At 70.7% G+C, this 12,624-nt stretch carries 11 protein-coding genes; 2 read left to right on the top strand and 9 right to left on the bottom strand.

The genetic code is table 11. From position 1 onward, the window contains the following. Positions 1-229: 229 nt before the first annotated feature. From GJG85_RS07075 to GJG85_RS07040, 8 genes are all read right to left on the bottom strand, one after another. On the bottom strand, positions 230-976 hold the full coding sequence (locus tag GJG85_RS07075; protein ID WP_050017591.1) for a glucose 1-dehydrogenase: 747 nt from the start codon (positions 974-976) through the stop codon (positions 230-232). 166 nt (positions 977-1,142) lie between these two features. Next, positions 1,143-1,847, bottom strand: a complete 705-nt coding sequence (locus GJG85_RS07070; protein WP_089488361.1) for an ABC transporter ATP-binding protein — start codon at positions 1,845-1,847, stop codon at positions 1,143-1,145. Continuing rightward, complete coding sequence (locus GJG85_RS07065; protein WP_050017593.1) at positions 1,844-2,596, bottom strand: ABC transporter ATP-binding protein; 753 nt, start codon at positions 2,594-2,596, stop codon at positions 1,844-1,846. Before GJG85_RS07065 ends, GJG85_RS07070 begins: the two co-directional genes overlap by 4 nt. Next, positions 2,593-3,822, bottom strand: coding sequence for a branched-chain amino acid ABC transporter permease (locus tag GJG85_RS07060; protein ID WP_089488360.1), 1,230 nt, complete (start codon positions 3,820-3,822; stop codon positions 2,593-2,595). The genes GJG85_RS07065 and GJG85_RS07060 overlap by 4 nt, the downstream gene beginning before the upstream one ends. Next, entirely contained in the window at positions 3,815-4,750 is a 936-nt protein-coding gene (locus GJG85_RS07055; protein ID WP_124631701.1) for a branched-chain amino acid ABC transporter permease, read from the bottom strand. Before GJG85_RS07055 ends, GJG85_RS07060 begins: the two co-directional genes overlap by 8 nt. Before the next feature lie 9 nt (positions 4,751-4,759). Further along, positions 4,760-5,197 carry a thioesterase family protein gene (locus tag GJG85_RS07050; protein ID WP_027787751.1) on the bottom strand — a complete coding sequence of 146 codons (438 nt, stop codon included), beginning with the start codon at positions 5,195-5,197 and terminating at the stop codon, positions 4,760-4,762. A 157-nt stretch (positions 5,198-5,354) separates the two neighbouring features. Then, the gene (locus GJG85_RS07045) at positions 5,355-5,891 is read right to left on the bottom strand and encodes an NUDIX domain-containing protein (protein ID WP_124595257.1); all 537 of its coding nucleotides are present in this window, start codon (positions 5,889-5,891) and stop codon (positions 5,355-5,357) included. Between the two features lie 122 nt (positions 5,892-6,013). Then, positions 6,014-7,282: a YbfB/YjiJ family MFS transporter gene (locus GJG85_RS07040; RefSeq protein ID WP_204383806.1), complete on the bottom strand. Its 1,269-nt coding sequence runs from the start codon at positions 7,280-7,282 to the stop codon at positions 6,014-6,016. 125 nt (positions 7,283-7,407) lie between these two features. Here GJG85_RS07040 and GJG85_RS07035 point away from each other — a divergent pair, with 125 nt between their 5' ends. Beyond that, positions 7,408-8,322, top strand: a complete 915-nt coding sequence (locus GJG85_RS07035) for a LysR family transcriptional regulator (protein WP_089488357.1) — start codon at positions 7,408-7,410, stop codon at positions 8,320-8,322. A gap of 149 nt (positions 8,323-8,471) precedes the next feature. Here the strand turns inward: GJG85_RS07035 and alaS are convergent, their stop codons facing one another. Next, positions 8,472-11,096: an alanine--tRNA ligase gene (alaS, locus tag GJG85_RS07030; RefSeq protein WP_089488356.1), complete on the bottom strand. Its 2,625-nt coding sequence runs from the start codon at positions 11,094-11,096 to the stop codon at positions 8,472-8,474. Between the two features lie 269 nt (positions 11,097-11,365). Between alaS and GJG85_RS07025 the strand changes: the two genes are divergently transcribed. After that, complete coding sequence (locus GJG85_RS07025; RefSeq protein WP_050017604.1) at positions 11,366-12,586, top strand: CaiB/BaiF CoA-transferase family protein; 1,221 nt, start codon at positions 11,366-11,368, stop codon at positions 12,584-12,586. Positions 12,587-12,624: the final 38 nt, after the last annotated feature.

Genomic DNA, 12,624 nt, shown 5'->3' with positions numbered 1-12,624 from the left:
ATGTCGAGCGCCGCACCGCCGATGTTCGCTCGACCTGCCAGCGACGTGCGCCGTTTGCATCCGGCCGCAAACCGTTCAAACCTGCCGGATCACTTCAGAGGAATTAAATATCGAAATTCGCGTTTTCGCAAACCCGACCGAGCTGCGCTGCGGGGATGCCACGACGGCGGGGCCTGCGACGCGGTGATCGCGGGGCACGTTGCCTCGCGCAGGCCCCACTCATGCCGACTCAGCGCAGCCCGCCGCTCGCGACGAGGCGCTCGCCGGTCAGCCAGCGTGCATCGTCCGATGCGAGGAACACGGCGACCGACGCGATGTCGTTAGGCTCGCCGAGGCGGCCGAGCGGCGTCTGGCCGAGCACTTGCGCTTCGAGATCGGAGCCGATGATGCCCGCGCTGTGCGTGCCTTCGGTCACGACCATCCCCGGGTTGATCGCGTTCACGCGGATCTTGCGCGGAGCGAGCTCGAGCGCGAGCACGCCGGTGATCGCGTCGACCGCGCCCTTCGTGCCGCTGTACACGGCGCTGGCCGGCGGCGTGATGCTGGTCACGACCGAGCTGATGTTGATGATGCTCGCGCCTTCGCCGAGATGCTTGGCGGCCGCCTGCGTGGTCAGCAGCACGCCAAACACGTTCGTGTCGAACTGCCGGCGGTAGTGTTCTTCGGTGATCGCTTCGATCGGCGCGAATTCGTACACGCCGGAGTTGTTGACGAGCACGTCGAGACGGCCGTACGTGTCGACCGCGGTATCGATGATGCGCTGCGCATCGGCGGCCTTCGACACGTCGCCGCCGACCGCGACCGCGCGGCCGCCCGCTTCGGTGATCGCGCTCACGACCGCATCCGCGCCCGCCTTGCTGCTCGCATAGTTGACGACGACCGCTGCGCCCTCGTCGGCCAGTGCCTTCGCGATCGCCGCGCCGATGCCCTTCGAGGCGCCCGTGACGACCGCTACCTTGCCTGCCAGCTTGCTCATGATTTCATTCCTCAGTCAGAAGACCTTCGATGGATGGCGCCGGTTGCCGCGACGATGTTGCCGCGGCAATCGGCCTGACTGGAAATTTACGTTGCGGCACCGCAGCGATAAAGCGGCTCGACGCGAATTGACTGGCGGAGTTTGCCGAACAATCGACCGGGCGTGGTCAGCCCGCGCTCAGCCACGCGTCGGCCACCTCGCCGTACAGCCCGTCGAGCCCGCCGTCGTAGACGATCCTTCCCCGCCCCATCACCGCGACGCGTCGCGCGAGCCGCGGTGCGAGCTGCAGCCGCTGCTCGATCAGCGCGATCGCGACGCCGTCGGCCTGCAGCGCGGCGAGACACGCGCCGACTTCGTCGACCGCGAGCGGCGCGAGCCCCTCGGCCGGTTCGTCGACGATCAGCACGCGCGGGCCGCCGGCGAGTGCGCGCACCAGCGCGAGCACCTGCTGCTCCCCGCCCGACAGCCGCCCGGCTTTCACGTCCGCGCGCGCGGCCAGCAGCGGAAAACGGTCGAACAGGCGGTCGAGCGCCGCCCGTTCGGCTGCGCCGCTCACGCCGCGCAAACCGAGTCGCAGGTTGTCGCGCACGGTCAGCAGCGGGAACACGTCGCGGCTTTCGGCCACGTAAGCGACGCCGCGCCGCGCGATCTCGAACGTGCGCGCCCCTGCGCATTCGGCGCCGGCGATGCGCACCGAGCCGGCCGTGCGCACGAGCCCCATCACGGCCTTCGCGAGCGTCGAGCGCCCGGAGCCGTTGCGGCCGAGCAGCGCGAGCGTCTCGCCCGGCGCGAGCGCGAGATCGACGCCATCGAGTACGGGCTGCATCCCGTACCACGCGCGCAGCCCGCGAATGTCGAGCACCACGCTCATGCCGCACCCTCGCCCAGATACGCGGCACGCACGCGCGGATCGGCGCGGATCGCGTCGGGCGCGCCGGTCGCGACCACCGTGCCGCGCACGAGCACCGTGATGCGTTCGGCGAAACCGAACACCGCGTCCATGTCGTGCTCGATCATCAGGACCGTGCGGCCCTGCGTCGTCGCGCGGATCAACGCGATCATCCGCGCGGCCTGCGCGCGGCTCATGCCGGCCGTCGGCTCGTCGAGCAGCAGCGTCCGCGCGCCGCTCGCGAGCGCAATGCCGAGATCGAGCGCGCGCTGCTCCGCATAGCCGAGTTCGCCGGCCGGCGTGTCGCGCCGCGCGTCGAGGCCGATGTCGTGCAGCACGCGCGCGGCCGCGAGATCGACCGACGCGGAGTCGCGCAGCCGGTTCCACCAGCGCCGCCGTTCGGCCGGCGCATGCAGCGCCGCGCAGCGCAGGTTGTCGAATACGCTCAGGCGCGCGAACGCGCTCGTCTGCTGGAAACTGCGGCCGATGCCGAGGCGGCTCGCGACGACCGGCCCGCGCCCGCGCAGCGCGACGCCGTGCAGCATGACGCGCCCGCGCGTCGGCCGCGTCGCCCCGGCGATCACGCCGAACAGCGTCGACTTGCCCGCGCCGTTCGGCCCGATCAGCGCGTGGCGCTCGCCGGCTGCGATGCGCAGATCGACACCGTCGAGCACGGTCTGCGCACCGAAGCGCTGCACGATGCCGTGCAGCGCGATCGCGTTGCCGTTCATCGCGCGTCCTCCCGCGTGGCGGCCGCCGCGCCGTGCCCGAGCCGCGCGCGCCAGCCCCACAGCAGGATGCCGATGCCGGCCGCCGAACCCGCGACGGCCCAGCCGATCGGCGTATCGGCGTCGATGCCCCATGCGCCGAACGCGACGCCCGTGCCGTCGTCCTGCGCGAAGCGCCACGCATAGCCGAGCTCGGCCGCGCAGACGATCGCGACGCCCCAGAACGCACACGCGCCGATGGCGCACAGCAGCCGCCACCGCTCGGTCGCCGGGGCCTCGCGCCGCAGCGCATGCGCGAATGCCTGCGCGATGCCCGCGATCCCGCCCGGCGCGGCGACGACGATCGCGACGAACAGCACGCCGAGATACAGCGCCCACGCGCGCGACACGCCCGCGACGACGATGCTCAGCGCGGTCAGCACGGCCGCGCCGGCCGCCGGCCCGAAGAATGCGCCGGTGCCGCCGATCACCGCGGCGATCAGCACGGTCGCCGAGCGCGCCATCGATACGCTGTCGGGCGTCGCGATCTCGACGTCGATCAGCGTCAGCGTGCCGGCGACGCCGGCGAAAAACGATGCGCAGGCGACCATCGCGAGCCGCACGCGGCGCGGATCGGTGCCGAGCGCCGCGACGCGCGCCGGGTTGTCGCGCACCGCGTTCGCGAGCCGCGCGAGCGGCGTGCGGCTCAGCGCATGCATCGCCCATGCCGACACGACGCACCACGCGGCGATCAGCGCATACGCGTGCGCCGGCGCGCCGAAATGCGCGTTGCCCCACGGCGCGCCGCTCGCGCGGTCGATCGGCACGCCGCCGATCCCGCCGAACCACGCGGGCACGCTCCACGCAGCCGCCGCGACGCATTCGCCGAGCCCGAGCGTGATCATCGCGAACGCGGTACCGGAACGGCGCGTCGCCAGCAGCCCGGCGACGCACCCGAAGCCCGCGCCGGCCACGCCGCCGACGAGCGGCAACAGCGGCAGCGGGCCGCCGACGTGATTGAACCAGTGCGCGGCCGCGAACGCGCCGAAGCCCGCGAACGCCGCATGCCCGAACGACAGCAGCCCGGTCGTGCCGAGCTGCAGGTTGTACGACAGCGCGAGCACGACGAGCGCGGCCGTCTGCGCCAGATAGCCGAGCACCGCGCCGTGCGGCCACAGCCACGCGGGCAGCGCGAAGCAGGCGGCGAACAGCGCCCAGCGCACGCATCCGGCGAGTGCGCGGCTACGCATCGACACGCTCGCCGAACAACCCGCGCGGCCGCGCGAACAGCACCGCGACGAGCAGCAGGTACGGCACCAGCGGCGCCAGTTGCGCGATCGACACCGCGGCCACGCTGTCGGGCAGCGCGATACCCGTCCATTGCGCGAGATCGCGCAGCGACGTGTCGCTCGCGGCCGCGAAGGTCTGCGCGAAGCCGACCGCGAGCGACGCGACGAATGCGCCGCCGAGCGAACCCAGGCCACCGATCACGACGACCGCGAACACGACCGACCCGACGGTCTCGGCCAGCGCGGGCTCGATCACCGCAAGCGGCGCGCCGATCACGCCGGCCAGCGCCGCGAGCGCGGTGCCCGCACCGAACAGCGCCGTCATCACGCGCGGCACGTCGTAGCCGAGCGCCTCGACCGCCGCACGATGCGTGAGCGCCGCGCGCACGACGAGCCCGATGCGCGACGCACGCAGCAGCACGCCGAGCGCGACCAGCATCGTCGCGGACATCGCCATCATGAACAGCCGGTAACGCGGCAACGCAAGACCGAACACGGTCGCGGGCGCGCCGTCGAACAGCGGCGGCACGGGCGCCGGCAGCGGCGCGAGACCCCACACGAGTTTCGCGCCCTCGCCGATCAGGTACGCGAGCCCGAAGGTCAGCAGCAGTTCGCTCGTATGGCCGCGTGCCTGCACGCGGCGCAGCAGCACACGTTCGCAGCCGGCGCCGAGCAGCCCGACCGCGAGCGGCGCGAGCACGAGCGCGGGCCAGAAGCCCGCATGAGCCGCGATGCTGTAGCCGACATAAGCCCCGAGCATGTAGAAGCTCGCATGCGCGAAGTTGAGCACGCCCTGCACGCTGAAGATCAGCGTGAGGCCGGCCGACAGCATGAACAGCAGCAAGCCATAGCTGAGGCCGTTGAAGGCCTGGAGCGCGAACGCGTGCACCGCGTCGCGTCAGGCGGCGAGCGGTTCGAGCGCGGCGCGCAGCGCGTCGGGCAGCGGCACCGGGCGGCGCGTGCCGCGATCGACGTACACGTGCACGAAATGCCCCTGCGCGGCGGGCGACGCGTCGCCTTGCGCGAACAGCCCGACTTCGTAGCGCACGCTCGACGTGCCGAGCTTCACGACGCGCAGCCCCGCGTCGACCGATTGCGGAAACACGAGCGGCGCGAAGTAGTTGCACTGCGTCTCGACGACGAGCCCGATCGTCTGCCCGTGCTCGACGTCGAGCACGCCCGCGCGGATCAGGTACTCGTTCACCACGGTATCGAAGTAGCTGTAGTAGACGACGTTGTTCACGTGTCCGTAGACGTCGTTGTCCATCCAGCGGGTCGTGATCGGCAGAAAGTGGCGATAGGCGTCGCGCGGACGCGGCTGCGGCTTGTCGGACATGGCGATGGCGCTCAGGACGAGGGAGGCGAAGGGAACGAAAGAGACGATCGGGACGACGCGCGGCGGCCGCATGAAGCGACGCGCCGGCCAGCAGCGAAGCACCGCGCCGCGATCGCGCGCGGCACGGCGGACGACACCCTGCGGGCAGGCAGGCCCGTCACTGCCCCGGCCGGTCGACGAATTCGAAATCGAGGCCGCGCGCGCGCATCCAGTCGGCGAGCGCGATGCCCGTGCCGGCGCGCCACGGGCGCAGCAGCGGCGGATCGACGAGCTTGTATTCGAGCAGTTCCGGCGACAGCGACACCGTGCCCGACGCCCGCACGTGGTACGCGATGATCAGCTCGTTCTTGCGGATGAATTCGTACACGCCGACGAGCGATACCTGCTCGGCCTTCAGCGCGGTTTCCTCGAACACCTCGCGCGCGATGCCGTCCTCGGGCGTCTCGCCGTTTTCGAGGAAGCCGGTGATCAGCGCGAACATCCCTTCGGGCCACGCGGCGTTGCGCGCGAGCAGGATCTTGCCGTCGAGTTCGACGATCGCGGCGACGACCGGCAGCGGGTTGTTCCAGTGCACGTAGCCGCAGGTGTCGTCGGGACAGGCCTGGCGGATGCGGCCGCCCTCATGGTCGGGATCGGCACGCTCGGTCAGCGGGTTCGCGCAGCGCGGGCAAAAGCGGTAGTCGGCGGTGGTCATCGATGGGGATCTGGCGAGCGCCCGGCCTCGGCCTGAAGGCCGCGTCGCGCGTCCGCTCGGCGCGGAAAAGGCTTCATTCTAGCGAGTTTGCCCGCGCCCGAGACGATCCGGCCCCACCGGCATCAGGGCGACCCGCGCCCGCATGCGGCGGTCGCCGCGAAGCCGGCGGCGCCGATCAGCAGCGCCGCCGCCGCGACCCACAGCGCCGGCGTAAACGACCCGAAGCGCGCGGCCAGCGGCGCCGCGACGAGCGGCCCGAGGATCTGCCCGACGCCGTACGATGCGGTCGCATAGCCCATCAGTCCGGCCGCACGCTCGCCGTGCAGGCGCCGCGCCTCGCGCATCGCGAACAGCGTGATCGCGGTAAACGGCAACCCGAGCAGCGCGCTGCCGATCGAGAAGCCGGCCGCGTTCGGCCACACGATTCCGGCCGCGATACCGAGCGCCTGCGTCGCGCAGCCGGCCGCCAGCAGCAGCCGGTTGTCCCAGTGCCCGGGCAGCCGCGCGGCGGTGATCGCGCCGACGATCAGCGCCGCACCGAACATCGGCCAGAACAAGTCGGGCCACGGCGAGCCGGCCGGCAGCGCGGCGCGCGCGATCACCGGCAGGAACGTCGCGGTGATGATGTAGCCGAAGCCCGGTGCGCCGTACAGCGCGACGAGCCACGCGGCGTCCGCGCGGCGGCTTCGCGTGCCGGCCCGTGCTGCCGGGGACGCCGACGCGCTCGTGACCGTATGCGGCGCGGCGGCCGGTGGCGTCGCCTGCGTGTGCGCCGGTGTCGGAGCCGGCGCCGCACCGAACGTGCGCCAGATCGCGACTGACAGCACGGCCGACAACGCCGCGAAACCGAGCCAGCCCACCGCCGCGTGTCGGCCGGCCAGCGCGCTGCCGATCAGCCCCGTCACCACGATGCCGACGCCCGGCCCCGCATAGATCACCCCGCTCCATTCGGGCGCATGCAGCTCGGCCAGCCGCCGCAGCCCCCATTGCGACACGAACACGAACGTCCATGCGCTGACGACGCCCGCGACGAAACGCACGACGAGCCACACCGGCAGCGCGTGACCGACGCCCATCGCGGCGGTCAGCAGCACGGTCGCCGCGAGCCCGAAGCGCACCATCCGCGCCGGCGCGACGCGCAGCGCCGCGCAACTGACCGCGCCGGCGAAGTACCCCGCATAGTTCGCCGATGCGAGCCAGCTGCCGGCTTTCAGACCGATCGAGCCGTCCGCGAGCATCAGCGGCAACAGCGGCGTGAACGCGAAACGGCCGACGCCGAGCACGACGGCCAGGCCGACCATGCAGGCGAGCGCGGCCGCGCGGGCACGGCGGTCGGCCTGGTCGGACGAAAGGCCGCGGGCGGCGGCGGTCAGGGCATCGAAGCGGGACATGGCGGCAAAGGCCGGCGCTGCGCGCACGCCGGCCGGATCGGAAATCGGAATGGGTTCATCCTAGCTTGACCGACCGTTCTCAAAAAATGAATAATTAAGAATCAACCCATCCTTCGGAGAGAATCATGGACCTGGCGGCGCTGGCGATCTTCCGGGCGGTCGTGCGCGAGAACGGCGTGACGCGCGCGGCGGCCAAGCTCAATCGCGTGCAGTCGAACGTCACGACGCGCATCAAGCAGCTCGAGGAAGAACTCGGCGCGGCGCTGTTCGTGCGCGACGGCCGCCGGCTCGTGCTGACGCCGGCCGGGCATACGCTGCTGCCGTATGCGGAGCGCCTGCTCGCGCTCGCCGACGAGGCGCGCGACGCGGTGCGCGAGGACACGCCGCGCGGCCGGCTGCGGCTCGGCACGATGGAAAGCACGGCCGCGAGCCGCCTGCCGGCCCTCCTCGCGCGCTACCACCATGCGTGGCCGAACGTGTCGCTCGAACTGCTGACGGGCACGACGGGCTGCCTGATCGACCGCGTACGCGACTTCGAGATCGACGCCGCGCTGTTCGCGCGCCCGCCCGAGCCGGACGCGCTGCCCGACACGTTCGAGACGATGCCGATCTTTCGCGAGGATCTCGTGCTGCTCACGCCGCGCGGCCATCCGCCGGTACGCACGCCGCGCGACGTGATCCTGCCGACGCTGATCGCGTTCGAGCGTGGCTGCGCCTATCGCAAATACGTCGAGCAGTGGTATGCGGCGCACGGCGTGAAGCCCGCGCGCGTGCTCGAACTCGGCTCGTATCACGCGATCGTCGCGTGCGTCGCGGCCGGCGCGGGCGTCGCGGTCGCGCCGCGCTCGGTGCTCGATCTGCAGCCTGAAACCGGCAACGTCGCCGCGCACACGATTCCCGAACTCGCGGGCATCGACACGCTGCTCGGGTGGCGGCGCGGTTATGCGTCGGCGGCGCTCGCAGCATTGCGCGATGCGCTCACCGAAGCCACGCCTCAGCCTGACGACGCGGCGAAGCCGGCCGCGACCGTGCCGGCCTGACCTGGATTCGCGCGCCGCCGTGGCGATCGACGCGCACAGCCTGCACGGCCCGCACAAACAAAACGACCCGACCGGCATCTGCCGATCGGGTCGTTTTTCGATTCACGCGATACCGTCGGTGGGGCGGCATCGCATCGTTCGTGCAACGATCAGAGCCGTTCTTCGACCCAGCCCTTCACGCCGGCCAGCGCGCCCGGCAGGTTCGCCGGCTCGGTGCCGCCCGCCTGCGCCATGTCCGGACGACCGCCGCCCTTGCCGCCGACCTGCTGCGCGACGAAGTTCACGAGCTCGCCGGCCTTGACCTTCTTGCTCGCGTCCGGCGTGACGCCCGCGATCAGGCTGACCTTGCCGCCTTCGACGGCCGCCAGCACGATCGCCGCGCGCTTCAGCTTGTCCTTCAGCTTGTCGACCGTTTCGCGCAGCGTCTTCGCGTCGGCGCCGTCGAGCGTCGCGGCCAGCACGTACACGCCGCCGACTTCGACGGCCTGCTGCGCGAGCTCGTCGCCCTGGCTCGATGCGAGCTTCGACTTCAGCGCGCCCAGCTCCTTCTCGAGCGATTTCACCTGCTCTTGCACCTGCGCGATGCGCTGCGTGAGTTCCGACGGCTGCGCCTTCAGCGCGGCCGCGGCTTCGTTCACGCGTGCGTCGAGCTCCTGCACGTAGCGCACCGCGTTGTCGCCGGTGATCGCCTCGACGCGGCGGATGCCGGCCGCGACGCCGCCTTCGACGACGATCTTGAACAGGCCGATGTCGCCGGTGCGGTGCACGTGCGTGCCGCCGCACAGTTCGCGCGAGAAGCCGAGATCGAGCACGCGCACTTCATCGCCGTACTTCTCGCCGAACAGCGCCATCGCGCCGCCCTTCACCGCTTCGTCGTACGGCATCACGCGCACGATGCCCGGCGCGTTCGCGAGGATTTCGTTGTTGACGATCTGCTCGACGCGACGGATTTCGTCGTCGGTCATCGGTGCGTTGTGCGCGAAGTCGAAACGGGTCTTTTCCGCGTCGACGAGCGAACCCTTCTGCTGCACGTGCGCGCCGAGCACCTCGCGCAGCGCCTTGTGCATCAGGTGGGTGGCCGAGTGGTTGCGCTGCGTGCGCGCGCGGCGATGCGCGTCGATTTCCGCGCGCAGCACGTCGCCCACCTTAAGCAGGCCCTGCTCCAGCGTGCCGTGATGGCCGATCACGTCGGCCTGCACCTTCAGCGTGTCGGCCACCGCGAAGCGCGTCGCGGCGTTCGCGAGCACGCCCTGGTCGCCGACCTGGCCGCCCGATTCCGCGTAGAACGGCGTGTGGTCGAGCACGACGACCGCATCCTGGCCAGCCTTCACTTCGTTGACGGCCGAGCCGTCGACGTACAGCGCGACGACCTTCGCGTCGTCGAACGCGATTTCCTCGTAACCGTGGAAGGTGGTCTTCGCGCCCGAGTATTCGAGGCCCTGCGTGGCCTTGAACTTGCCGGCCGCGCGCGCCTGCTCGCGCTGGCGCGCCATCGCGTCGTCGAAGGCCGGCTCGTCGACCGTCATCCCGCGCTCGCGGCACACGTCGGCCGTCAGGTCCAGCGGGAAGCCGTAGGTATCGTGCAGCTTGAACGCGAGCTCGCCGTCGAGCACCTTGCCGCCCTTCGCTTCGACATCCGCCAGCGCGGCTTCGAGGATCGACATCCCGTGCTCGATCGTCTCGAAGAAGCGCTCCTCTTCCTGGCGCAGCACGTCGGTCACGCGCTGCTCGGCTTCCTTCAGCTCCGGATAGGCGGTGCCCATCTCGGCGACGAGGTCGACCACCAGCTTGTGGAAGAACGCGCCCTTGCGGCCGAGCTTGTAGCCGTGGCGGATCGCGCGGCGCACGATCCGGCGCAGCACGTAGCCGCGGCCTTCGTTGCCGGGGATCACGCCGTCGACGATCAGGAACGAGCACGCGCGGATGTGATCGGCGATCACCTTCAGCGAGTTGTTCGTGAGGTCGCTGATCTCGGTCACGCGCGCGGCGGCCTTGATCAGGTTCTGGAACAGGTCGATCTCGTAGTTGCTGTGCACGTGCTGCAGCACCGCGGCGAGACGCTCGAGGCCCATGCCGGTGTCGACCGACTGCTTCGGCAGGCGCGTCATGTTGCCCTGCGCGTCGCGGTTGAACTGCATGAACACGAGGTTCCAGATCTCGATGTAGCGGTCGCCGTCTTCTTCAGGCGACCCCGGCGGGCCGCCCCACACGTCCGGGCCGTGGTCGTAGAAGATTTCGGTGCACGGGCCGCACGGGCCGGTGTCGCCCATCGTCCAGAAGTTGTCCGACGCGTAGCGCGCGCCCTTGTTGTCGCCGATCCGGATGATCCGCTCGGTCGGCACGCCGACTTCCTTCGCCCAGATGTCGTACGCCTCGTCGTCTTCCTGGTAGACGGTGACCCACAGCTTGTCCTTCGGCAGCTGGTAGACCGTGGTCAGCAGCTCCCACGCGAACTTGATCGCGTCGTGCTTGAAGTAGTCGCCGAACGAGAAGTTGCCGAGCATCTCGAAGAACGTGTGGTGGCGCGCCGTGTAGCCGACGTTCTCGAGGTCGTTGTGCTTGCCGCCCGCGCGCACGCTGCGCTGCGCCGTCGTGGCGCGCGAGTACGGGCGCGGGTCCGTGCCGAGGAAGACGTCCTTGAACTGGACCATGCCCGAGTTCGTGAACATCAGCGTGGGGTCGTTACCGGGCACGAGGCTCGACGAGCGGACGATCGTGTGGCCCTTCGATTCGAAGAATTTGAGGAATTTCTCGCGGATTTCGGCAGCTTTCATGGCGTGCGGGGACAGTCTGGCAAAGACGGCTTCAAACGCCGGCGCCCCAAGGCGGGGCGCGCGGCGGCATGGATTCGGAAACGATCGATTATACGATACAGACCGCCCGCCCAAGCGGCAGCGGCCCGCTGCGACGGGCGACCGGCCTGGGCGACCGGCCTGGGCCACCGGCCTGGGCCACCCGCGCGGCCGATTCGCCTTAAGATGCTCGACATGCCAATCGGCCTTGCCGACAACGCAGGCCCGCCATGAAAGGAGACGATTCGACGATGGGTGCCCTGAGCCATATCCGCGTGCTGGACCTGACCCGCGTGCTCGCGGGCCCGTGGTGCGCGCAGACCCTCGCCGATTTCGGCGCGGACGTGATCAAGGTCGAGCGCCCGGGCGCCGGCGACGACACGCGCCACTGGGGGCCGCCGTACCTGAAGGACGCGGACGGCGCGGATACCGCCGAGGCCGCGTACTACCTCGCGGCGAACCGCAACAAACGCTCGGTGACGGTCGACATCGCGACGCCGGAAGGCCAGCAGATCGTGCGCGAGCTTGCCGCGCAAAGCGACGTCGTGCTCGAGAACTACAAGGTCGGGCAATTGAAGAAGTACGGGCTCGATTACGACTCGCTGCGGGCGGTGAAGCCCGATCTCGTCTACTGCTCGGTCACCGGCTTCGGCCAGACCGGGCCGTACGCGCATCGCGCGGGCTACGACTTCATCGTGCAGGGGATCGGCGGCTTCATGAGCATCACCGGCGAACGCGACGGCGAGCCGGGCGGCGGCCCGCAGAAGGCCGGCGTCGCGATCGCCGATCTCGCGACCGGCCTCTATTCGACGATCGCCGTGCTCGCCGCGCTCGCGCACCGCGACCGCACGGGCGAAGGCCAGTACATCGACATGGCGCTGCTCGACGTGCAGGTCGCGCTGCTCGCGAACATGAACACCAACTTCCTCGCGAGCGGCAAGCCGCCGGTGCGCTGGGGCAACGCGCACCCGAACATCGTGCCGTACCAGACGTTCCAGACGCGCGACGGCTGGATCATCGTGGCGGTCGGCAACGACGGGCAGTTCCGCAAGTTCGTCGAGGCCGGCGGCCAACCCGAGCTGGCCGACGACGAGCGCTTCGCGACGAACCCGTCGCGCGTGCGTCACCGCGATACGCTGGTGCCGATCCTCGCGGAGATGGTGAAGGCGCGCGACAAGGCCGACTGGATCGGCGCGCTCGAAGCGGCCGGCGTGCCGTGCGGGCCGATCAACGATCTCGACGAGGTATTCGACAACGAGCAGGTGGTCGCGCGCGGGATGCAGGTCTCGCTGCCGCATCCGTGCGGCGCGGACGTGAAGCTCGTGCGCAACCCGATCCGGATGAGCGCGACGCCGCCCGACGCGCGCACGGCCCCGCCGCTGCTCGGCGCGCAGACGGAAGACGTGTTGCGCGACATGCTCGGCTACGACGACGAGCGGATTGCCGCGTTGAAGGCGAAGCAGGCGATTTGACGCGGCGCAGCGGCGGGCCGGAACGGGGGGACCCCGGC

This window comes from Burkholderia sp. MS389 (assembly GCF_016899425.1).
Lineage (GTDB): Bacteria > Pseudomonadota > Gammaproteobacteria > Burkholderiales > Burkholderiaceae > Burkholderia > Burkholderia sola.
The sequence above is the reverse complement of the archived record's forward strand: the minus strand, read 5'-3'. Positions and strand labels throughout refer to the sequence as shown.

Excerpts from the sequence above, each read along its gene's own strand:
- GJG85_RS07060 (WP_089488360.1), bottom strand. The coding sequence starts at position 3,822 with ATGCGTAGCCGCGCACTCGCCGGATGCGTGCGCTGGGCGCTGTTCGCC.
- GJG85_RS07075 (WP_050017591.1), bottom strand. The coding sequence starts at position 976 with ATGAGCAAGCTGGCAGGCAAGGTAGCGGTCGTCACGGGCGCCTCGAAG.
- GJG85_RS07045 (WP_124595257.1), bottom strand. The coding sequence starts at position 5,891 with ATGACCACCGCCGACTACCGCTTTTGCCCGCGCTGCGCGAACCCGCTG.
- GJG85_RS07025 (WP_050017604.1), top strand. The coding sequence starts at position 11,366 with ATGGGTGCCCTGAGCCATATCCGCGTGCTGGACCTGACCCGCGTGCTC.
- GJG85_RS07050 (WP_027787751.1), bottom strand. The coding sequence starts at position 5,197 with ATGTCCGACAAGCCGCAGCCGCGTCCGCGCGACGCCTATCGCCACTTT.
- GJG85_RS07070 (WP_089488361.1), bottom strand. The coding sequence starts at position 1,847 with ATGAGCGTGGTGCTCGACATTCGCGGGCTGCGCGCGTGGTACGGGATG.
- GJG85_RS07035 (WP_089488357.1), top strand. The coding sequence starts at position 7,408 with ATGGACCTGGCGGCGCTGGCGATCTTCCGGGCGGTCGTGCGCGAGAAC.
- alaS (WP_089488356.1), bottom strand. The coding sequence starts at position 11,096 with ATGAAAGCTGCCGAAATCCGCGAGAAATTCCTCAAATTCTTCGAATCG.
- GJG85_RS07040 (WP_204383806.1), bottom strand. The coding sequence starts at position 7,282 with ATGTCCCGCTTCGATGCCCTGACCGCCGCCGCCCGCGGCCTTTCGTCC.
- GJG85_RS07065 (WP_050017593.1), bottom strand. The coding sequence starts at position 2,596 with ATGAACGGCAACGCGATCGCGCTGCACGGCATCGTGCAGCGCTTCGGT.